18 protein-coding genes are annotated in these 20,898 nt (G+C 73.1%); 9 read left to right on the plus strand and 9 right to left on the minus strand.

Features of this window, described 5'->3' with window-relative positions:
- Positions 1-417 precede the first annotated feature (417 nt).
- Positions 418-2,199: an ABC transporter ATP-binding protein gene (locus ACWC91_RS27320; protein WP_225078463.1), complete on the minus strand. Its 1,782-nt coding sequence runs from the start codon at positions 2,197-2,199 to the stop codon at positions 418-420.
- Complete coding sequence (locus ACWC91_RS27325; RefSeq protein ID WP_450726076.1) at positions 2,196-4,106, minus strand: ABC transporter transmembrane domain-containing protein; 1,911 nt, start codon at positions 4,104-4,106, stop codon at positions 2,196-2,198. The genes ACWC91_RS27320 and ACWC91_RS27325 overlap by 4 nt, the downstream gene beginning before the upstream one ends.
- Positions 4,107-4,425: 319 nt before the next feature.
- Here ACWC91_RS27325 and ACWC91_RS27330 point away from each other — a divergent pair, with 319 nt between their 5' ends.
- Complete coding sequence (locus ACWC91_RS27330) at positions 4,426-5,151, plus strand: L,D-transpeptidase family protein (protein ID WP_450644324.1); 726 nt, start codon at positions 4,426-4,428, stop codon at positions 5,149-5,151.
- Positions 5,152-5,272: 121 nt separating this feature from the next.
- On the opposite strand, the gene ACWC91_RS27335 is transcribed toward ACWC91_RS27330, so the two are convergent.
- Positions 5,273-5,728 carry a MarR family winged helix-turn-helix transcriptional regulator gene (locus tag ACWC91_RS27335; RefSeq protein ID WP_225078466.1) on the minus strand — a complete coding sequence of 152 codons (456 nt, stop codon included), beginning with the start codon at positions 5,726-5,728 and terminating at the stop codon, positions 5,273-5,275.
- A gap of 116 nt (positions 5,729-5,844) precedes the next feature.
- Between ACWC91_RS27335 and ACWC91_RS27340 the strand changes: the two genes are divergently transcribed.
- Complete coding sequence (locus ACWC91_RS27340) at positions 5,845-7,647, plus strand: ABC transporter ATP-binding protein (RefSeq protein ID WP_225078467.1); 1,803 nt, start codon at positions 5,845-5,847, stop codon at positions 7,645-7,647.
- Positions 7,648-7,690: 43 nt separating this feature from the next.
- Entirely contained in the window at positions 7,691-8,536 is an 846-nt protein-coding gene (gene mltG, locus ACWC91_RS27345) for an endolytic transglycosylase MltG (RefSeq protein ID WP_225078468.1), read from the plus strand.
- A 101-nt stretch (positions 8,537-8,637) separates the two neighbouring features.
- Here the strand turns inward: mltG and ACWC91_RS27350 are convergent, their stop codons facing one another.
- On the minus strand, positions 8,638-9,717 hold the full coding sequence (locus ACWC91_RS27350) for an NAD(P)-binding domain-containing protein (protein WP_450644327.1): 1,080 nt from the start codon (positions 9,715-9,717) through the stop codon (positions 8,638-8,640).
- A gap of 60 nt (positions 9,718-9,777) precedes the next feature.
- Between ACWC91_RS27350 and ACWC91_RS27355 the strand changes: the two genes are divergently transcribed.
- Together ACWC91_RS27355 and ACWC91_RS27360 are read left to right on the plus strand one after the other, a co-directional pair.
- Positions 9,778-10,200, plus strand: a complete 423-nt coding sequence (locus ACWC91_RS27355; protein WP_376408251.1) for a secondary thiamine-phosphate synthase enzyme YjbQ — start codon at positions 9,778-9,780, stop codon at positions 10,198-10,200.
- 158 nt (positions 10,201-10,358) lie between these two features.
- Entirely contained in the window at positions 10,359-11,948 is a 1,590-nt protein-coding gene (locus ACWC91_RS27360) for an SMI1/KNR4 family protein (RefSeq protein ID WP_450644329.1), read from the plus strand.
- A 43-nt stretch (positions 11,949-11,991) separates the two neighbouring features.
- Here ACWC91_RS27360 and ACWC91_RS27365 read toward each other — a convergent pair whose 3' ends face one another.
- Both ACWC91_RS27365 and ACWC91_RS27370 read right to left on the minus strand, forming a co-directional pair.
- Positions 11,992-12,732, minus strand: coding sequence for a class I SAM-dependent DNA methyltransferase (locus tag ACWC91_RS27365; RefSeq protein WP_450644331.1), 741 nt, complete (start codon positions 12,730-12,732; stop codon positions 11,992-11,994).
- A 70-nt stretch (positions 12,733-12,802) separates the two neighbouring features.
- Positions 12,803-13,213, minus strand: a complete 411-nt coding sequence (locus ACWC91_RS27370; protein WP_225078474.1) for a DUF5997 family protein — start codon at positions 13,211-13,213, stop codon at positions 12,803-12,805.
- Between the two features lie 58 nt (positions 13,214-13,271).
- Here ACWC91_RS27370 and ACWC91_RS27375 point away from each other — a divergent pair, with 58 nt between their 5' ends.
- Complete coding sequence (locus ACWC91_RS27375) at positions 13,272-14,144, plus strand: LysR family substrate-binding domain-containing protein (protein ID WP_450726078.1); 873 nt, start codon at positions 13,272-13,274, stop codon at positions 14,142-14,144.
- Positions 14,145-14,154: 10 nt separating this feature from the next.
- Here the strand turns inward: ACWC91_RS27375 and ACWC91_RS27380 are convergent, their stop codons facing one another.
- Positions 14,155-14,631: an Lrp/AsnC family transcriptional regulator gene (locus tag ACWC91_RS27380; RefSeq protein WP_225078476.1), complete on the minus strand. Its 477-nt coding sequence runs from the start codon at positions 14,629-14,631 to the stop codon at positions 14,155-14,157.
- A 284-nt stretch (positions 14,632-14,915) separates the two neighbouring features.
- On the opposite strand from ACWC91_RS27380, the gene ACWC91_RS27385 reads away from it, so the two are divergent.
- Together ACWC91_RS27385 and ACWC91_RS27390 are read left to right on the plus strand one after the other, a co-directional pair.
- Positions 14,916-16,484, plus strand: coding sequence for an FUSC family protein (locus tag ACWC91_RS27385; protein WP_450644737.1), 1,569 nt, complete (start codon positions 14,916-14,918; stop codon positions 16,482-16,484).
- A gap of 101 nt (positions 16,485-16,585) precedes the next feature.
- Positions 16,586-17,620, plus strand: coding sequence for a lactonase family protein (locus ACWC91_RS27390; protein WP_281156321.1), 1,035 nt, complete (start codon positions 16,586-16,588; stop codon positions 17,618-17,620).
- 159 nt (positions 17,621-17,779) lie between these two features.
- Here the strand turns inward: ACWC91_RS27390 and ACWC91_RS27395 are convergent, their stop codons facing one another.
- Entirely contained in the window at positions 17,780-18,703 is a 924-nt protein-coding gene (locus ACWC91_RS27395) for a sirohydrochlorin chelatase (protein WP_225078478.1), read from the minus strand.
- Between the two features lie 187 nt (positions 18,704-18,890).
- Entirely contained in the window at positions 18,891-19,883 is a 993-nt protein-coding gene (locus tag ACWC91_RS27400; RefSeq protein ID WP_450644735.1) for an N-acetylglucosamine kinase, read from the minus strand.
- Between the two features lie 246 nt (positions 19,884-20,129).
- On the opposite strand from ACWC91_RS27400, the gene ACWC91_RS27405 reads away from it, so the two are divergent.
- Positions 20,130-20,807: a uracil-DNA glycosylase gene (locus tag ACWC91_RS27405; RefSeq protein ID WP_141363695.1), complete on the plus strand. Its 678-nt coding sequence runs from the start codon at positions 20,130-20,132 to the stop codon at positions 20,805-20,807.
- Positions 20,808-20,898: the final 91 nt, after the last annotated feature.

Raw genomic sequence — 20,898 nt, forward strand, 5'->3', positions numbered from 1 at the left:
GTGTCCATGGCCCGATCGGTGACCGTGCCGAAGCCGGTCCCGGCGACCCTGCTGGTCCCGCTGACCCTGCAGGTCCCCGGCGATACCCTGCCGGTCCCGGCAACCGCGTCCGCCGCCGCGTCGGCCACCGCTTCCGTCGCTGCTCAGGCCGCCGCGCCGGAATCGGCCTCGCCGGCCCCTCCCTTCCTGCTGGCCTCGCCAGCCCCACCGGCTTCCTCAGCCCCACCGGCTCCGTCAGCCCCATCGGCTCCGCCGGTCCCAGCGCCCGCGCCCGACACCGCACCCCTCCCCGCGCCGCCCCCCGGACTCGTCACCCCGGACGGCAGAGCCCGCGGCCCGCAGGCCGTACGGCGAGGCGGCTCGCGCTGCGCGGCACGGGCCGGCCACGGGGCTCGCGGGCGCGGAGGAACCGTGCCGTCACCCGTGCCAGGACCGCCACAGCGCCGCGTAGGCGCCGTTCGCCGTGACGAGTTCGTCGTGGCTGCCCAGCTCGCTGATGCGACCGTTCTCGACCACCGCGATGACATCGGCGTCGTGGGCCGTGTGGAGCCGGTGGGCGATGGCTACGACCGTGCGGCCGTCCAGGACGCGGGCCAGGGACCGCTCCAGATGCCGGGCCGCACGCGGGTCGAGCAGCGAGGTCGCCTCGTCCAGGACCAGTGTGTGCGGATCGGCCAGGACCAGCCGGGCCAGGGCGATCTGCTGGGCCTGGGCCGGGGTGAGGGCCAGACCGCCGGAGCCGACCTCGGTGTCCAGACCGTCGTCGAGGGCACGAGCCCAGCCGTCCGCGTCGACCGCGCCCAGCGCCGCCCACAGCTCCGCGTCGACGGCGTCCGTGCGGGCGAGCCGCAGGTTGTCGCGCAGGGAGCCCACGAAGACGTGGTGCTCCTGGTTGACCAGGGCGACATGGGAGCGGACGCGTTCGGCGGGCATCCGGGACAGTTCGGCGCCGCCGAGCGCGATCCGGCCGTCCCGGGGCGCGTAGATCCCGGCGAGCAGCCGGCCCAGCGTGGACTTTCCGGCGCCGGACGGGCCGACCAGGGCCAGCCGCGTGCCCGGGGCGACCTTCAGGGAGACCTCACGCAGGACGTCGACGCCCTCCAGGTAGCCGAAGTGCACCCGGTCCGCGTCCACGTCCCGGCCGGTGGGGGCCAGGGAGTCGTCCCCGGCGTCCGGCTCGATGTCGCGCACCCCGACGAGCCGGGCCAGCGACACCTGAGCCACCTGCAACTCGTCGTACCAGCGCAGGATCAGCCCCACCGGGTCGACCAGCATCTGCGCGATGAGGGCGCCCGTCGTCAGCTGGCCGACCCCGATCCAGCCCCGCAGGACGAACACGCCACCGACCATGAGCACCGAGGCGAGCACGGTGACGTGGGTGACGTTGACGACCGGGAAGAGCACCGACCGCAGCCAGAGTGTGTAGCGTTCCCACGCGGTCCATTGCGTGATCCGGAGTTCCGACAGCGCGACGCGGCGTTCGCCGAGACGGTGTGCCTCGACGGTGCGCCCGGCGTCGACGGTCTCGGTGAGCGCGGCGGCCACGGCGGCGTAGCCCGCGGCCTCGGAGCGGTAGGCGGACGGCGCCCGCCGGAAGTACCAGCGGCAGCCGAGTACCAGCAGGGGCACGGCCAGCAGCACGGCCGCGGCGAGCGGCGGCGCGGTCAGGACCAGACCGCCGAGCAGCAGCGCCACCCACACGACCCCGATCGCCAGCTGCGGCACGGCCTCGCGCATCGCGTTGGCGAGCCGGTCGATGTCGGTGGTGATACGGGAGAGCAGGTCGCCCGTGCCCGCCCGCTCCAGCACGCCCGGTGGCAGGCCCACCGACCGGACGAGGAAGTCCTCGCGCAGGTCGGCCAGCATCCGTTCGCCGAGCATCGCCCCGCGCAGCCGCACTTCCCGTACGAACACCGCCTGGACGAGCAACGCGAGCACGAACAGCGCGGCGGTGAGGGGCAGATGCAGCTCCCGGGTGTCGTCCGCCACCCGTTCGACCAGGTCGCCCAGCAGCCAGGGACCGGCCATGGAGGCCACCACGGCGAGGGTGTTGACGGTGATGAGCAGGACGAAGGCCCGTCGGTGCCGGCGCAGCAGTTCGCTCACATAGGAGCGCACGGTCGCGGCGGACCCGACGGGCAGGGTGTCGGCCGTGGTCGGGGCCGCCGGGTCGTAGGCAGGGCGCGCCACGCCGATCATGCCGTCTCCTCCATCTCTTCGAGGGCCCCGTCCAGGTCCTCTTCCAGGTCTTTTTCCAGGGTTTCTTCCGTGGCGTCCCGCGGAGCGGCCTCGTCGTCGCGCGGCGCGTCGTGCCGCGGGCGGTCCGGTGCGGCCCGCAGCCTGCCGCCATCGAGCAGAACGTGCCCGGCGCGCTCCTCGTCCGTCTCCCGGGTCACCACCGCGCGGTACCGGGGTTCGGTGTGCACCAGGTCCCGGTGCACACCGACCGCGGTGACCGTGCCCTCGTGGACCAGCACCACCCGGTCGGCACGGTCCAGGAGGAGCGGAGAGGAGGTGAACACCACCGTGGTGCGTCCGGCCCGCAGGTCGCGCAGGCCCTGTGCGATCCGTGCCTCGGTGTGCGAGTCGACGGCGGAGGTCGGTTCGTCCAGGACGAGCACCTCGGGGTCGGTGATCAGCGACCGGGCCAGAGCCAGACGCTGGCGCTGGCCGCCCGAGAGGGACCGGCCGCGCTCGGTGATCCGGACGTCCATCGGGTCCTCGGAGGACGGCGACGACTGCGCGAGCGCGTCCAGGACGTCGGCGCACTGGGCGGCGGAGAGCGCATCCCGGGCGGCGACCTTCCCCGAGGCGGGCACGTCGAGCAGTGCGCGCAGCGATCCGGACAACAGCACCGGGTCCTTGTCCTGGACCAGGACGGCGGTGCGCGCGGAGTCGAGCGGCAACTCGTCCAGCGGTACGCCCCCGAGCAGAGCCGAGGTGCCCGGCTCGGTGGGGTGGCCGCCCAGCCGTTCCGCCAGCCGGCCCGCGGCGTCCGGGTCGCCGCAGACCACGGCGGTGAGTTGTCCGGCCGGTGCGCGAAGACCGGTCGCCGGGTCGTGCAGTTCACCTGACGGCACGACGGGTGCCCGTGTCCCGGCCCCGTCGGTGGCCCGTTCCAGGGACAGCACCCGGGCGGCCCGGGAGGCCGACGGGCGGGAGAAGGAGTACGCCATGGCGATCTCGACGAAGTGCCGCAGCGGATAGGTGAGGACCATGACGGAGCTGTAGACGGTGACGAGTTCGCCCACGCTGATCCGGCCCGCGCGGGCCAGGTGCACGCCGTACCAGACGACCCCGATCAGCAGCAGGCCCGGCAGCAGGACCTGGATCGCGGCGATCAGGGACCACATGCGGGCACTGCGGACGGCCGCGTGCCGCACCTCCTGGGAGGCACTCCGGTAGCGGTCGAGGAACAGCTCCTCCCCGCCGATGCCGCGCAGCACCCGCAGTCCGGCGACGGTGTCCGAGGCCAGTTCGGTGGCGCGGCCCGCCTTCTCGCGCTGCACGTCGGCACGCCGGGTCGCACGGGGCAGCAGCGGCAGCACCGCGAGAGCCAGCGCCGGCAGGCCCACGGCGACGACCACGCCCAGCGCGGGCTGGTAGACGAGCAGGGCGACACAGACCAGCACGATGGTGACGGCCGCCGCGGTGAACCGGGACACGGCCTCCACGAACCAGCCGATTTTCTCGACATCACCGGTGGACACGGCGACCACCTCGCCGGCGGCCACCCGCCGGGTCAGCGCCGAGCCCAGCGCGGCGGCCTTGCGGGCGAGCAGTTGCTGGACGCGGGCGGCGGCGGTGATCCAGTTGGTGACCGCGGCGCGGTGCAGGTAGGTGTCGCCGAGCGCGTTGCCGGCACAAGCCACCGTAAGCAGCCCGCCGGCGAAGGCCAGCCGCGCGCCCGAACGGTCGACGACCGCCTGGATGGCGACGCCGACGCAGAACGGGAGGGCGGAGACGGAGGCGAAGTGCAGCAGTCCCCACGCCAGCGCCTTCATCTGCCCGCCCAGCTGGTTCCGCCCCAGCCACCACAGGAGTCGGGGACCCGAGCGTGCGTCAGGCACGCCCGGATCGGGATACGGAAGGTCTTGAATCTGCATGACGTCCCAGTGGCTCGTGTCAGGGGCGGAAGGCTGCCGCCGGGGCGGCGGGCGAGCCGTGACAGCGTGGCGGCGCAAAGTGGTCGAAAGCAAGCGGTTTTCCGTACCGGGGGAACGGGATTGGCCGCTTCGCTCCCGACCCGTCGGATGCCGGGACCCACCGCGTTCCGGCCCACGTGCCAGGGGCCTCTGACCAGGAGTCGAACAGTGGAATGCCTCAATGAGGAGGGGATAAGGCTATTTGGGCCAATCCCGACTAGATCACGTCGTGTCCCCTGGCCAAGATGAGGATATGCAGACTCGCGGTGCAAGGCGTGCGATGGTCGCTGCGGCGACCTGCGGTTTCCTTCTGGCGGCGCTGGCCGCGTGCGGCGGAACGTCCGACGAGGTCCGCCACTACGGCGACATACCCAGGCCGGGCGGGCCGACGGGGACCGCCCGGCCCAGCCCACCCGTGGTGCAGTCCCGGGTGCCGGGAATCGGGGACCGCATGTGGCAGCAGATCCCCATCGGCACTCGCCAGATCGTGGCGGTCTTCGGCGACCACGAGACCTCCCCCGACTCCACGCTCGTTCTCTACGAGAAGTACGGCACCAGGTGGGAGCCGCAAGGGAGTTGGCCGGCCCACAACGGCAAGCGCGGCTGGGCGGTCGACCACTGGGAGAACGACGAGCGCAGCCCGGTGGGAGTGTTCACGCTCTCCGACGCCGGCGGCGTCCTCGACGACCCCGGCGCCCGGCTCCCGTACACCCAGGACGAGAACGCCTTCATCTCCCCCTTCTCCTGGGACGAAGCGCACTGGCACGACTTCGACTACGTCATCGCCATCGACTACAACCGCCTGCGCGGCACTCGTCCGGACGATCCGACCCGTCCGATGGGCCAGAGCAAGGGCGGCGGTATCTGGCTGCACCTGGACCACGGTGACGGCACGCTGGGCTGCGTGAGCGTTCCGGAGTCCGCGATGGAGTACCTGCTCCGCAGGCTCGATCCGAAGGACAAGCCCGTCATCGTCATGGGGGACAAGGCCAACCTGCGGCTGTAGCCGCCGCGTCAGCCGGGTGGCCGGTGAACGAGCACCGTGTGTGCAAGCCGCCCCGCGCTCTCTTCACTCCCGGCGTCAACGTGCCCTGTTCGGACCGGCGTTGACGCGTCGAAGGTACGGTTCAGCAGCCGCGCCCCTGGGCGGGGACCGTGCCCACCAGCGTGTCCAGCAGTCCGCCGAGCGTCTCGCGCTGCTCACCCGTCAGGGGCGCCAGGATCTCCTCCGCGGCGGCCCGCCGGGCGCGGCGCAGCTCACCCAGGGCCTTGCGTCCGTCGTCGGTGAGCTCGATGCGGATGACCCTGCGGTTGGCCGGATCGGGGGCCCGGCGCACCTTGCCGTTCGCCTCGAGGCCGTCCACGAGTGTGGTCACCGCGCGGGGCACGACCTCCAGGGACTCGGCGAGGTCCGCCATGCGGGGCGGCTCGCCGAAGTGTGCCAGGGTGCGCAGCAGCCGGGACTGGGCCGGCGTGATGCCCAGGGCGTGCTGTTCGAGGTGCCGCTTCTGGATGCGGTGCACCCGGCGGGTGAGCCGCAGCAGCTGCTCGGCGAGAAGACCGTCGGCGTCGGGGGTGGTCATGCGGGAACAATACCAGGACCTCGTTCATTGTGAGTATAGGTAACAGTGAGCTAGGATCGGGTGGTCGACGTCGGCCGCACCTGCGGGCCGGCACCCACTCACCCCCGTAGGAGCCCATGCATCCCGACCATCAACCCATCTGGACCCCACCCGCCGACGCCGGGGAGCAGCCGCGGCAGGTCCGCCGGATCCTGCGCCTCTTCCGCCCCTACCGGGGGCGTCTCGCGATTGTCGGCCTGCTGGTGGGAGCCGCCTCGCTGGTCTCCGTCGCCACGCCGTTCCTGCTGAAGGAGACCCTCGACGTCGCGATCCCGCAGGGTCGCACCGGCCTGCTGAGCCTGCTCGCCCTCGGCATGATCCTCAGCGCCGTCCTCACGAGCGTCTTCGGCGTCCTGCAGACACTGATCTCCACGACCGTCGGCCAGCGGGTCATGCACGACCTGCGCACCGCCGTCTACGGGCGGCTGCAGCGCATGTCCCTGGCCTTCTTCACCCGGACCCGCACCGGCGAGGTGCAGTCCCGCATCGCCAACGACATCGGCGGCATGCAGGCCACCGTGACCTCCACCGCCACCTCGCTCGTCTCCAACGTCACCAGCGTGGTCGCCACGATCGTCGCGATGGTCGCCCTCGACTGGCGGCTCACCGTCGTCTCGCTGCTGCTGCTCCCGGTGTTCGTGTGGATCAGTCGCCGCGTCGGCAACGAGCGCAAGAAGATCACCACCCAGCGGCAGAAGCAGATGGCCGCGATCGCCGCCACGGTCACCGAATCCCTCTCCGTCAGCGGCATCCTGCTCGGCCGCACGATGGGCCGCTCGGCCTCGCTGACCGACTCCTTCAGCGCGGAGTCGGAAGGCCTGGTCGACCTCGAGGTGAGGTCGAACATGGCCGGGCGCTGGCGCATGGCCGTCATCACGATCGTCATGGCCGCCCTGCCCGCCGTCATCTACTGGACCGCGGGAGTGGCCCTCCAGTTCGGCGGTCCCCAGGTCTCCATCGGCACGATCGTCGCCTTCGTCTCGCTCCAGCAGGGACTGTTCCGGCCGACCGTCAGCCTGCTGTCCACCGGTGTGCAGATCCAGACCTCGCTCGCGCTGTTCCAGCGCATCTTCGAATACCTGGACCTGCCGATCGACATCACCGAGCGCGAGCGCCCGATCCACCTCGACCGCGTCAAGGGCGAGGTCCGCTTCGAGGACGTCGACTTCCGCTACGACGACAAGAGCGGCCCGATCCTGGAGGGCATCGACGTCACCGTGCCCGCCGGCAGCAGCCTCGCGATCGTCGGCCCGACCGGCGCCGGCAAGTCCACCCTCGGCTACCTGGTGCCCCGGCTCTACGACGTCACGGGCGGCCGCGTCACCATCGACGGCGTCGACGTGCGCGACCTCGACTTCGACACCCTCGCCCGCGCGGTCGGCGTCGTCTCCCAGGAGACGTACCTCTTCCACGCCTCGGTCGCCGAGAACCTCCGCTTCGCCAAGCCGGACGCCACCGACGAGGAACTGCGGGCGGCGGCGAAGGCGGCGCAGATCCACGACCACATCGCGGCCCTGCCGGACGGCTACGACACGGTCGTCGGTGAACGCGGCCACCGCTTCTCCGGCGGTGAGAAGCAGCGCCTGGCGATCGCCCGGACCATCCTGCGCGACCCGCCGGTCCTCATCCTCGACGAGGCCACCAGTGCCCTGGACACCCGCACGGAGGCCGCCGTGCAGGAGGCCATCGACGCCCTGTCCGCCAACCGGACGACCCTGACCATCGCGCACCGCCTGTCCACCGTGCGCGGGGCCGACCAGATCGTGGTCCTCGACTCCGGACGGCCGGCCGAACGCGGTACGCACGAGGAGTTGCTGGAGCTCGACGGACGCTATGCGGCCCTGGTCCGCCGGGACGCGCAACTGGAACCGACAAGCTGACGATATGCCGGGTTTGCGGCCCTTTGGGGGTTACCGTGCCCGCATGCAGAGGAACACTCCGTCACGGAGAACGACCCGACTGACACGCAGGGGCCGTGTGGTCCTGGTCCTGACCGGGGCCGTCCTGGCCGGCACCGCCGTGGCGGTGCCGCTGCTGACGCTCCGCCACGACGCCCTGGCGAACCCCCGCTCGCTGGTGATCCCCGAGGGCTGGCGGTCCGGCCAGATCTACGCCGCCATCGACAAGGCCCTCGCCCTGGCCCCCGGCACCACGAAGCAGTCGCTCGCCGACGCCCAACTGAACCTGCCGAACGCCGCCGAGGGCAACCCCGAGGGCTACCTCTTCCCGGCGACGTATCCCATCGACGACAAGACCACCCCGCAGTCCCTGCTGACCTACATGGTCGACACCGCGAACAAGCGGTTCGCCGCGGCCCCGGTCGCCGCCGGCCCGGAGCGCAACTCCATGAACCTGTACCAGGCGATCACCATCGCGAGCATCGTCCAGGCCGAGGCCGCCTCGAAGGCCGACATGAGCAAGGTGGCACGGGTCGTCTTCAACCGGCTGGAGCACGGTATGCCGCTTCAGATGGACTCGACCCTCAACTACGCCCTCAACCGCAACACGGTCCGCATGAGCATGGAGGACACCCGGCTGGAGAGCCCCTACAACTCCTACCAGCGCATGGGGCTGCCGCCGACGCCCATCGACAGTCCGGGCGAGGACGCCATGCACGCGGCGACCAACCCCGCGCAGGGCGACTGGCTGTACTTCGTCACCGTCAAGCCGGGTGACACGCGCTTCACCGCCGACTACAGCGAGCACCAGCGCAATGTGGCGGAGTTCAACGCCCACCTGAAAGGCAGCAGTCCACAGCCCACGAAGTGAGCCGTGCCCGGCCGCGGCGGTTCAGGGCGTGCCCGGCCACGGCGGCCCATGCCGGTCACGCCGCGGCTGCTCACGCCGTTGCGCCGCGGCAGCTGCCACCGTCACGCCGCGGCGGCCGGCTCCTCCTCCAGCAGGCGCCTGATGTCCCGGACGGCCGCGCGTCCGGCGCGGTTGGCGCCGATCGTGCTGGCCGAAGGGCCGTAGCCGACCAGGTGGATCCGGGGATCGGCGACCGCCCGGGTGCCGTCCACACGGATGCCGCCGCCCGGTTCGCGCAGCCCGAGCGGCGTCAGATGGCGCAGCGAGGGCCGGAACCCGGTCGCCCAGAGGATGACATCGGCCGTCACATGCCGTCCGTCCGCCCACATCACCCCGTCCGGGGTGATCCGCTCGAACATCGGCTGCCGGTCCAGGACCCCGTCCTTCAGCCCCTGCCGGACGGCGTCGTTCAGCGGAAGTCCCGTCACCGAGACGACACTCCTGGGCGGCAGCCCCCGCCGCACCCGCTCCTCGACCAGCGCCACCGCCGCACGCCCCGCGTTCTCGTCGAACGGGCCGTCCCGGAAGACCGGCGGCCGTCGTGTCACCCAGGTGGTGGCGGCCGCGTACGGGGCGATCTCCAGCAGGTGCTGGGTGCCGGAGGCGCCGCCGCCCACCACGATCACGCGCTGCCCGGTGAACTCCTCGGGCCCCGCGTACCGCGCCGTGTGCAACTGCCGCCCGCGGAAGGTCTCCTGACCCGGATACCGCGGCAGGAACGGCTGGTCCCAGGTGCCGGTCGCGTTGATCAGCGCGCGTGTCGACCAGGTGCCGTCGGAGGTTTCCACGCGCAGCCGCCCGCCGGGGCCCTCCGTGACGGCGGTGACCTCCACCGGCCGCCGCACCCGCAGGTCGAAGGCGCGTTCGTAGTCGGCGAAGTACGCGGCGACGACCTCCGACGACGGCCGCGCGGGATCGGCGCCGGTCAGCTCCATCCCCGGCAGCGCGTGCATCCCGTGCACCTTGCCGTACGTCAGCGAAGGCCACCGGAACTGCCAGGCACCGCCCGGACCGGCGGGGCGGTCGAGCACGACGAAGTCGCGGTCCGGCTCGAATCCTGTGCGCCGCAGGTGATAGGCGCTGGACAGACCCGCCTGACCAGCGCCCACGACGACGACGTCGACCTCGCGTTCGGTGTTCACGTTCCTCCCAACCGTGCCGCGGGCGCCGATCTTCCCCGGCGATCGAGGAGGATGGGGACCATGTCACGTGCCTTCACCACCCGAGTGCTGAACGTGGCCTCCGGTTCCCGGGAGACGGTCGTCGACCTGACCCGTGACTGCGAGGCCTTCCTCCAGGAGACCGCGGCCGGCCGGGACGGTCTGCTGAACCTGTTCGTGCCGCACGCCACCGCCGGCATCGCGATCATCGAGACCGGCGCCGGCAGTGACGACGACCTGCTCGCCGCCCTGCACACCCTGCTGCCCGCCGACGACCGCTGGCAGCACCGTCACGGCAGCCCCGGCCACGGCCGCGACCATGTCCTGCCCGCCATCGTGCCGCCGCACGCGACCATCCCGGTCCTCGGCGGCCGGCTGGAACTGGGCACCTGGCAGTCGGTGTGCCTGGTGGACACCAACCGGGACAACCCCAACCGCCAGGTCCGTCTGTCGTTCCTCGGATAGTTCCGGCGCTCCGCATCGCCACCGCCCCCGCCTGACGCCCCGCATCGCCGCCGTCCCCGCCCGGCGCCCCGCCGCGGTCGGTACCGGGGCCGCAGTCGGTACCGGGTTCGCGGGGTGCCCGTAGCCGCCCGTTGTCAGTGGCCGCTGCCAGGATGGCGGTGTATTCCACAGAACGGGGGCAGCAGCGCATGGTCGAGCAGACGGCCCGCCGCATGGCCGAACAGATCGTCGGGAACGCGCCGGAGGGATGGACGCGGGCCGTGCTCTGCGGCCACGCGGGCCGCGGCGGTACCGGGATCACGGGCGGCCGCGTCATCCCCGGGCCGCGTACTCCCATGGGGCTGCCCCGGATGCACTCCCGGCTGGCGGAACTCGCGGAGGTGGTGCGCGACGACCGCGGCTGGGATCCCGTCAGCTGGGAGATGGACTGCCGGCCCTCCGGCGAGTACCGGCTCGTCGTGTTCAGGGACTCCGTCGGCCGCGTGTCCGGACCGGGAGGCGGCTACGAGATAGTCCTGGACCCCGACCACCGCCTGGCACAGCCGGGCACGCGCCAGCAGGCGGGCACGGCCGCCCCCGCGGGCGATCCGGAACTGGCAGCGGCGACGTTCCGCGCCTACCTCGAGCGGCGTGCCGCCGTCCTGGGACACGCCGAGGAACTGCCCCCGCCCGTCACCGAGGCCGCGCTCGACGACGCCGAACGCCGTATCGGCCGCCCGCTGCCCGCCGACCTGCGCGCGCTGTACCTGATCGCCGACGGGGACGGCATCGGGTACCGGCACCGCTACCTGATCGGGAACTACGCCTGGCTGCCGCTGGAGAACCTGGTCGGCGAGTACACCGACTCACGCGAGTGGCAGGACCGTCCCTGGTTCGGCTGGGACCTGGAATGGGACGCCGTGGTGTTCGACACCGCCCCCGCCGAGACCGTCCGCCGCTGCGGAGGCCACCCCGGCTGGATCCGCTTCGCCAGCGGCGAGGACGGCAACTACCTCGCCGTGGCCATGGCCCCCGCCCGTGACGGCCGGCCCGGCCAGGTCATCGCCACAGGCCGCGACTACGACGACGGCCCCGTGTACGTCGCCGACTCCCTCACCTCCCTGCTCCGGCAGCACCTGGAACTGCTGGAACAGGGCTCCTACGAGACGGACGACGACCACATCTCCCTGCGCCGGCCCGGCTGCGACAACGGCACCCGGCAGATCATCGGCGGTATCCCTGAAGAGGTTCCGCCCACCCTCCAGGCCATCCACGTCAACGACGCCACCGGCACCGTCGACCTCGGTCCGCTCACCGCCGCCCCCGGACTGCGCCGCCTGCACCTCAACCGCTCCACCACCGCCGACCTGACGCCCCTGCGCGACCTGCCGGTCGAGTCCGTCCGCGTCGCCCTCGCCGGCGGCGACCTCACCGCGCTGGCAGGTCACCCCCACCTCGCGTCGCTCGACCTGAACACCACCGCCCCGGCCGACCTCACGCCCCTGCGCAGCGCCCCCAACCTGCACGGCCTGGACCTCTCCGGCGCCGAGACAGCCGACCTGACCGTCCTCGCCGACCTCGCGAACCTGCGCTACCTCGCGCTTGGCCGCCGGCAGTGGACCACGCTGCTCGACCACGGCAAGGTCCCACCCGCGCTGGCCGCCGTCCGCCTTGCCGGAGACGACGTCACCTTCGACGACGCCCTCGCCCTGGCCTCCCGCGTCGGCCTGGACGCCGGGGACGCGCTCCGCGTCGCCGGCGGCCTGTGAACAGTCCTGGGAGGCAGGACCAGGAGGACGAGGCAGGGGTGTCTCAAGACGGCTTGCGCCACACGGAGATGTGCTTCGGGGAGTCCTCGGCGAACGGCGCCCCGTCCCAGTCGGCGACGCGCCGTTCCAGTTCGAGCCCCGCGATCCGCGCCATGAGGTCGAGTTCCGCCGGCCACGCGTACCGGTGCCGGGAGTCGGTGCGGCGGTAACGGCCGTCCTCACCGTCACGGCTGAAGTGGTGCGAGACGAGGATCTGCTCGACGAGGTCGAAGGTGTCGAAGCCGAGGTGCCGGTCTGAGACGTCGAACGGCACCGCGATCTGCCCGGGCGGCAGGAACCGCAGCGGCGGCACGCCCAACTCGATGACGAACCGGCCGCCGGGCGACAGATGGCGTGCGGCGTTGCGGAAGCACTCGACCTGCTCGTCCTGGGTGAGCAGGTTCGTGATCGTGTTGTAGACGAGGTAGACCAGGGTGAACTCGCCGGGGACGGTGGTCGTGGCCATGTCCCCGAGGGCGACCGGGAGCCTGTCCTCGTCGATCTTGCGCCGCAGGACCGCCGCCATGTGCTCGGACAGTTCGATGCCCACCACGGGCACGCCCCGTTCCCGGAGCGGGACGCCGACCCGCCCGGTCCCGACGGCGAACTCCAACGCCCGCCCGTCACCGGCGAGTTCGGAGAGGAAGTCGAGAGTCGGCCCGAGGAAGGCGGCCGAGGACGTCTCGGCCTCCCCGGCGTCGTAGCGTTCGGCGGTTTCGCGGCTCCACAGTTCGCTGCTCGTCACGGGGGCCACTTTGCCGGGCGGGGCGGGACGCCGTCCACGCATTTCCCCGCCACCGGCCCCCGTCGGCAGGTCAGTGGCCCGGCGCCTGCTCCGCGTCCTGCTCGGCGCGTTCGGCGGCGCGCTGCTTCAGGCGTGCCGTCTCCTTGCGCACCTCGGCCTGCGTGGCGCGCTCCTTCTCCAGCCACTCGGGCTGCTCCTGCTTCAGCGCCTCGATCTGCTCGGTGGTCAGGGCCTCGGTGACCCCGCCGCGAGCGAGACCGGAGATGGAGACCCCCAGCTTGGCCGCGATCACCGGACGCGGGTGGGGGCCGTCGCGTCGCAGTTCCCGCAGCCACTCGGGCGGATCGGCCTGGAGCTCGTTGAGCTCGGCACGCGAGACGACGCCCTCCTGGAACTCGGTGGGCGTGGCGGGGAGGTACACACCCAGCTTCTTCGCCGCGGTGGCGGGCTTCATCGTCTGGGCGGTCTGGTGCGACTTCATGGTGTCCAGACTATCGACCGCGGACAAGGCGGCCGACCACGCCGGGTAACCTGGCGGCGTGACCGGCTCGGATGCAACTGCCTCGTTCCGGCTCGCGTACGTCCCCGGGGCGACGCCCGCCAAGTGGGTGCGCATCTGGAACGAGCGCCTGCCGGACGTCCCCCTCGACCTCGTCCAGGTTCCGGCCGCCGAGGTGGCCGAGGTGCTGCGCGGTGGCGCGGCGGACGCGGGGATCGTACGCCTGCCGGTGGACCGTACGTACTTCAGCGCGATCCCCCTCTACAGCGAGACCACGGTGGTGATCGTCCCCAAGGACCATCTGGTGACCGCCGTGGACGAGGTGTCCGTGGCGGACCTGGCCGACGAGGTCGTTCTCCACCCGCTCGACGACGTCCTCGGCTGGGAGCGGCCACCCGGCGAGGAGGCCTTCGAGCGCCCTGCCACCACGGGTGACGCCGTGGAGCTGGTGGCGGCCGGAGTGGGGCTGCTCGTCGTTCCCCAGTCGCTGGCCCGCCTCCACCACCGCAGGGACCTCACCTACCGGCCGGTGACCGATGCCCCGCAGTCGAGCATCGCGCTGTGCTGGCCGGAGGAGGCGCACACCGACCTGGTGGAGCACTTCGTCGGGATCGTCCGCGGCCGGACCGTGAACAGCACCCGGGGCCGCGCCCAGGCCCAGCCCGAGGACCAGTCCCGGCGCAAGGACCGCCGTGCGGAGGCGGAATCCCGCCGCAAGCCCGCTGCCGGCGGAAAGGCCAGTGGAAAGCCCGGTGGAAAGACGGGTGGCAAGGCGGACGGCCGTACGGGCCAGGCGTCGGGCCGCTCCGGCCGGGCGGCCGGCGGTGCGGGCGGCTCCGCGGCCCGCAACCGGCGCGGCGGTTCCGGCGGCGGCAGGAGCGGCGGACGGGGCAGGCCGGGCCGCGGGGCGTAGTCGCCCCGCGTCACTTCCGCGCGCTGCGGCCGATCGACTCCACCAGCGGCAGCAGCCGGTACGGGACACGCTCGCGCAACGCCACCTCCGTGCGGGTGCGGACCACGCCCGGCAGGCTGATGAGCTTCTGGATGACGTCCTCCAGATGGGCGTTGTCGCGCGCCACGACACGGGTGAGCAGGTCGCCTCCGCCCGTGATCGAGAACGCCTCGACGATCTCCGGTACGGCGGCCAGCGCGTCCCCGACGTCGTCCAGGTGTCCCTGGGTGACCTCGATGTGCACGAACGCCAGGACCGGGTGGCCGAGCGCGACGGGGGAGAGGGCGGGACCCGTGCCGGTGATCACGCCGTCCCGTTCGAGGCGGTCGAGGCGGGCCTGGAGGGTGCCCCGGGCGACACCGAGAACGCGGGCGCACTCGCGCACGCTGGTGCGCGGCTGCTGCAGAAGCAGCCGCAGGATGCGGGTGTCGAGTTCGTCCACGGCCATGGCGACGCGGGTCTCCTCCCAGGTCGGTGATCGGCTCTGACTGTACCAATGGCTCATCGGAACGCCGCCCGGATGGGCCAGATGTCGTAGTCCATTGGCTCTCTGCCTGCACGTCGACGAGATGTCCGAATGTGCCAATGGCCCAGTGGTGCCGGGTTCGCTTGAGCCAGGGGCGGCGGTGATGCTCTCATGGACACGTCGATGGCGCTGCGGATCTCCGCGGCGCCTTTCTCATGCCGGTGTCGTCCGGCGATCCAGGTGTCTTCCACGGGGGGCGGTAAGCAGTGCTGAAGAGGGTGTTCGTGGCTCCGGACCCGGGGCGGACACGGCTGCGTTTCGCCGCCAGGGCCGTGCTCGGCATCGGCCTGGCGGTCGCCGCCTGCGGGGCGGCGGGACACTCCCTTCCGGGCGCCGTCGCCGGCGGGCTCGCCGCGCTGCTCGCCCTGTTCACGGTCACCGACCCCACGGTGCGCGGACAACTCGTCACCACCGCGCTGCTGCCGGTCGCCGGACTGCCCGTGCTCGCCGTCGCGGCCGGACTGCACGACCACCCCGTGGCACGCGACCTCGCCTTTCTCGCCGTGGTCGGCGCGGGCGTGTACGCGCGCCGCTGGGGGCCGCGCGGCCACAGTCTCGGCGTGTTCGCGTTCATGACCTTCTTCGTGGCGCAGTTCCTGCACACCACGACCGGGCGGCTGGCCGAGGTGTCCGCCGCCGTCCTGCTGTCCGTGCTCACCGCGGCGGTGGTGCGCTTCGGAGTGTGGTGCTACGAACGCCGGCTTCCTGCCGCCGCCGCTCCCGCCGTCCTGGGCGGCGGCGGACTGGAGCGGGTGACCACCCGGCAGGCCGTGCAGGCGACGGCGGGCGCCGGCTTCGCCCTCGTCGTGGGTCAGATGGTGTCAGGCGAGCGCTGGTACTGGGCCGTCGGCGCGACCTGGTGGGTGTTCGTGAATACGGCCTCGCGGGGCGAGACCCTGGTCCGCGGCTTCCGCCGGGTCCTCGGCACGGTGCTCGGCATCGCTCTGGCCGCCCTGGTCGTCGTCCCACTGCACGGGGCCGCGTTCCCCACCGCCGTCCTGGTCGCCGTCAGCGTCTTCGGCATCTTCTACACGGCCGCCGTGTCCTACACCTGGATGATGCTCTGGGTCACGCTGCTCGCCACGGCGCTGTACGGCCTTCTCGGCGTCCTCGTTCCCGGCGGTCCCGGGGTTCCCGGGGTTCCCGGGGTTCCCGGGGTTCCCGGGGTCCCGGGAGTTCCCGGGCTGCTCGCCCTGCGGCTCGGGGAGACGGCCGTCGGCGCGCTCGGCGCCTGGCTGGCCGTGCTGTTCGTGCTGCCCGTCACCACCCACGCCGTCACGGACGCCTGGATCCAGCGGGCCCTGCGCTGTGTCCACACGTGCACGGCCGAGGCCGCGGCCCGGCTGGCCGGCACCGCCGGCGCCGACCCGGCGCCCCGCGTGGCCGAACTCGAACAGCTGCTCGGCCGGGTGCGGCTCTCCGTCGCCCCGCTCGTGCACCCGCTGAACCCGATGCGCGGCCGCAAGCGGCGCGCCCGCCAGGTGCTCGCCCTGCTCGACGACTGCGCCCGCGAGGTCCGCGGCCTCGTCGCCGTCGCCGCCGACCCGGAGGCCTCCCACGACGAGCGGCTGGCCGCCGCGTGCCGCCGCGTGGAACTCGCGGTGGAAGCCCTCGTCGACGACGGAGCGGACGCCGCTCCGCGGGCCGCCCCCGCCCACCCCCGGCCGACGGCCGCGGAAGCCGCCCTCACGCACCTCCACGCCCTGGAACACGCCCTGGCGGAACTGGCCACGCCCCTGCGGACGCCGTCGGGCTCGCCGCTGGTCGGTGCCTGACGCCGACGGCACGTCGCGAACCACGTCCCCCACTTGGTCTAGACCTAGAGGGGGTGGCTGCTACCGTCGCTCGGACGGGACGGCCGAGAGGGGAACCAGTGGTGGCACACGGCGGCAGGCGGCGGGCGTTCATCGGGTCGTTCACGGCGGCGGGAGGGCCCGGGGTCGTCACCGCGGCGGTGTCCGAGGACGGCGGGGCACTGACCGTCCTCAGCGGCGTCGACGGCGTCCTCGACCCCTCGTACCTGGCCCTGTCCCGCGACGGCGGCACGCTCTACGCGGTGAGCGAGACGGCCGAGGGCGCCGTGGCGGCCTACCGCGTGAAGGGCGAGACGGTCGAGCTGACCGGCCCGCCGGTGAGCGTCGGCGGCAGCGGACCCACCCACCTGAGCCTGCTCGACGGGCACGTCCTGACGGCCAACTACGGCTCAGGCAGCGTCAGCGCCGTTCCCGTCCACGCCGACGGGCGCCTCGCCCCGGCCGCCTCGGACGTGCTGCGGCACACCGGCTCGGGCCCGCACGAGCGCCGCCAGCGCGGTCCGCACGCCCACCAGGTCCAGCCCGACCCGAGCGGCCGCTGGGCCGTCAGTGTGGACCTCGGCACCGACTCGGTCCGCGTGTGCACGCTGACGGAGGGGCGGCTCGCCGTACACCGGGAGATCGCGCTGCGGCCCGGCTCCGGGCCCCGCCACCTGACGTTCCACCCGGACGGCGCGTACGCCTACGTCGTCAACGAACTGACGCCCACCGTCACGGTCTGCCGCTGGGACGCCGCCGAGGGGTCGCTCAAGCCTCTGACCGAGAACCCGGTCCTGCCCGACGCCCCGGCCGGCGACGCCTACCCCTCGGGGATCGCGGTCGCGCCGGACGGCCGGTTCCTGTGGACCGCGACGCGCGGCGAGGACGTCCTGTCCGCGTTCGCGGTCGAGGCGGACGGCGAGCGGCTGCGGCTGGTCGGGAGCGTGCCGTGCGGCGGCCACTGGCCCCGGGCGCTGGCCCTGTCCGACGGCTTCCTGTACGTCGCCAACGAACGCTCCGGGAACGTCACCTGGTTCGCCGTGGACGAGGCGACGGGGCTGCCCGCGCGGGCCGGCGCGGTCGAGGTGGCGGCGGCGTCCTGCGTGGTCTTCGGCTGAACGCGCGCACGGGCGCCGGGCGCCCCCGACGGCACGAACGACGCGCACGGCACGAACGACCCTGATGGTCCGGCCGGCGGCGTGATCGGCATGGCGAAGGGCCCGCTCCTCGGCTGGTGAGGAGCGGGCCCCTGGTCGTACGGGGCAGGACTGCGGGCGTCAGCGGGCCGGCGCGCTCTGCGGCTGCTGCGGGGCGATGCCCAGAGCCGTCGTGTAGTTGGCCAGGGCGAGCTTGCCGATCGCCGGGTACGGGCCGAGCGCCTCGGCGGCGGAACAGCCCGCCTCCTCGGCGGCGGCCTCGATCAGCTCCGCTTCGATCTCCGGGCCGATCAGGTACGGCGCCAGGGCGAGCTGCTGGGAGCCGGCGGTCCGCAGTTGCTCGGCGACGGAGGCGATCGAGCCGTCCTGGTCGAGAGCGGCCGCCATCACCGGCACCGCGAGGCGGGCGGCGAGCAGCATGCCGGTGATCCCGGCCGCCTGCACGGCCTCCTCACCGCCCACGGAGGCCAGGATGATCCCGTCGGCCGCGGTGGCCACGGTGAACAGGCGGGCACGGTCGGCACGGGCCAGGCCCGCCTCCGACAGCCGGACGTGCAGCGCCTCGGCGAGCAGCGGGTGCGGGCCGAGCACATCGGTCAGCTCGGCGGCGACCCGGCTGTCCATGACGGCCTGGCGGATCCGGCGCAGCAGCGCGTTGTCCGGACCGGCCAGCAGCGGCACCACGACCGCGACCGGACCGTCGGGCTCCTTGACGTCCGCGCCGGCGGCGACAGCCTGCTCGTAGCGGGCGGTCCGCTCCTCGGCCGCACGGGTGAGGACGGACTGCACGGTCGGGTGGTCCGCGTCGTCCCCGTCGAGGTAGCCGATCCGGGCGTCGAGTCCGGGCAGCTCGGAGCGGGCGATGCTCACGACCTCCTCGGCGAGGCCCCGCGTGGCGTCGCCGGGGGTGCCCGGCACCGCGAGGACGAGAGCGGGCGCGCCCTCGGGCGCCGCCAGCGGTTCGGGTCGGCGGTGCCGTCCGGGCTGGCGGGGGCGCGGCATTCGTACTGGTAGGCCGGGCGCGGGCCCAGTGGGGGAGCTCATGGCGCCGCATGTTACTGGCTTCCGGGGCGCCCCTGTTCGGGGAGGGTGCAGGTGAGCGGTATCCGTCCGGTTTTGTCTGATGAGTTACGTACGGATGTCAAGCGCCGGTGTGGCCCCATCGGACCGGATGGGGACAACTCGGCCGGTCCATGGGTGTACTTGTCCGGCAGATGCTGATGTGGGGGGATCAATCCCTTTGTAGGGGTGGTACGTACAGCAACTTCTCATCACCCGGCAGGGCGAGGACGTCTCTGGCCAGGTCGGTCGCGATGCGCACGCAGCCGTGCAGCGGATCGCCCTCGGCGCGCACCCGCCGTGCGTGCGGGAGCCGCTCGGAGAGTTCCCTCTCCAGCGGCACGAGGAGGGGGTCGCCCAGCTTGAACAGGCCGCCGGTGAGGGCGAGCAGCGGCTCTCCCCCGGGCGGGCAGACGGCCGCGGCGGACTCGGCCATGTGCCGGGCGGCCGCGCGCAGCACACCGGCCGCGACGGGGTCGTCGTCCGCGCAGGCGGCCACCACGGGTGCGAAGGAGGCCAGGACGGCGGCGCGGTCGGAGCGCGGGTAGAGCCTGCCGGGCAGTTCCGCCATCGGCCCGAACGCCTCCTCGGCGCGGGCCAGCAGCAGCGCCGAGCCGCCGTCCCGGCCGTCGTGGGCGCGCAGCGCGGCCTCCAGGCCGGCCCGTCCGATCCAGGCTCCGCTGCCGCAGTCGCCGAGCAGATGCCCCCAGCCGTCCGCGCGCCGCCAGCCCATGAGGTCGGTGCCGATGGCGATCAGCCCGGTCCCGGCGGCGACGACGGCGCCGGGACGAGGGCCCAGCGCGCCGGTGTAGGCGGTGACCGCGTCGGCGGCCAGCGCGACCCGGCGCACGCCGAGGTGCCGTGCCAGCGCGCCGGGCAGTTCGGCGCGCAGCGCGTCGCCCAAGGTGGCGAGCCCGGCTGCCCCCAGTACGGCGGTCTCCAGCCGCCCCACTCCGGCCTCGGTGGCCAACGCCCGGGCCATGGGCACCAGTTGCTCCAGGAGGTGTCCGGGGTCGATGCCCCGTGGGCCGGTGCGCACCGGCTCACCGGACTCCCCTCGCGCCAGTGGCCCGCGCCCGGGCACACCGACGACGGCCCGGAGCCCGGAGCCGCCCGAGTCCACGGCGAGGAATCCCGCCGTACCGGCCTGGGCGTCCCCGGTCACGGCAGCACCCCGTCCTCGACGGGGTCCGCCGACGCGGGGGAGGAGGACGGGGAGGCGCGGTGCTCGCGAGGGAGTGGCTCGGGCACTGGACGCACCGGGTTCCCTTCCCTCTGACGGCCGGCTGCGCGATCCGCCCGACCGGCTCGATGACGTTGGTGAGGAGGAAGACTAGCGCCGCCGACGCCGCCCCGCAGCGGCCGGTCCGCGGGCACGGGCTGTCGGTGTGGGCCGCTAGAGTGACGCGGCGTGGCACCACGACCGTTGCATGAACTAGTAGAGGCCGGCTGGGCGAAGGCCCTGGAACCGGTGGCCGGGCGTATCGCGGGCATGGGTGACTTCCTGCGCTCCGAGGTCGCGGCCGGCCGGACCTATCTCCCGGCGGGAGCGAACGTCCTGCGGGCGTTCCAGCAACCCTTCGACGACGTAAGGGTCCTGATCGTCGGTCAGGACCCCTATCCGACGCCGGGAATGGCGATCGGCCTGAGTTTCGCGGTCTCGCCGCAGGTGCGGTCGCTGCCGGGCAGCCTGGAGAACATCTACCGGGAGATGAACTCGGATCTGGGCCTGCCCAGGCCCTCCAACGGTGATCTGACCCCGTGGACCCAGCAGGGCGTACTGCTGCTCAACAGGGCGCTCACCACGGCCCCGCGCAAGCCGGGCGCCCACCGGGGCAAGGGCTGGGAGGAGGTCACCGAGCAGGCCATCCGTGCCCTCGTCGCGCGGGAACGGCCGCTGGTGTCGATCCTGTGGGGGCGGGACGCGCGCAACCTGCGCCCCCTGCTCGGCGAGTATCCGGCGATCGAGTCGGCGCACCCTTCGCCGATGTCCGCGGACCGGGGCTTCTTCGGCTCGCGCCCGTTCAGCCGGGCCAACGATCTCCTCCAACGGCAGGGGGCCGAGCCGGTGGACTGGCGGCTGCCCTAGTGCCGCATCAGGCAACGTTCGCCCTGTGATGAGGCGTCACTGTATTGCTGCGCTGGGCGGTACCGGACCGTCAGAATGATCACGTGGCTGA

The sequence above is a fragment of the Streptomyces sp. NPDC001204 genome, assembly GCF_053598035.1.

Coding starts and splice junctions, on each gene's coding strand:
- ACWC91_RS27370 (WP_225078474.1), bottom strand. CDS start 13,213: ATGAAGTCGCACCAGACCGCCCAGACGATGAAGCCCGCCACCGCGGCG.
- ACWC91_RS27355 (WP_376408251.1), top strand. CDS start 9,778: ATGTCACGTGCCTTCACCACCCGAGTGCTGAACGTGGCCTCCGGTTCC.
- ACWC91_RS27335 (WP_225078466.1), bottom strand. CDS start 5,728: ATGACCACCCCCGACGCCGACGGTCTTCTCGCCGAGCAGCTGCTGCGG.
- ACWC91_RS27330 (WP_450644324.1), top strand. CDS start 4,426: ATGGTCGCTGCGGCGACCTGCGGTTTCCTTCTGGCGGCGCTGGCCGCG.
- ACWC91_RS27325 (WP_450726076.1), bottom strand. CDS start 4,106: ATGCAGATTCAAGACCTTCCGTATCCCGATCCGGGCGTGCCTGACGCA.
- ACWC91_RS27340 (WP_225078467.1), top strand. CDS start 5,845: ATGCATCCCGACCATCAACCCATCTGGACCCCACCCGCCGACGCCGGG.
- ACWC91_RS27380 (WP_225078476.1), bottom strand. CDS start 14,631: ATGGCCGTGGACGAACTCGACACCCGCATCCTGCGGCTGCTTCTGCAG.
- mltG (WP_225078468.1), top strand. CDS start 7,691: ATGCAGAGGAACACTCCGTCACGGAGAACGACCCGACTGACACGCAGG.
- ACWC91_RS27320 (WP_225078463.1), bottom strand. CDS start 2,199: ATGATCGGCGTGGCGCGCCCTGCCTACGACCCGGCGGCCCCGACCACG.
- ACWC91_RS27395 (WP_225078478.1), bottom strand. CDS start 18,703: ATGAGCTCCCCCACTGGGCCCGCGCCCGGCCTACCAGTACGAATGCCG.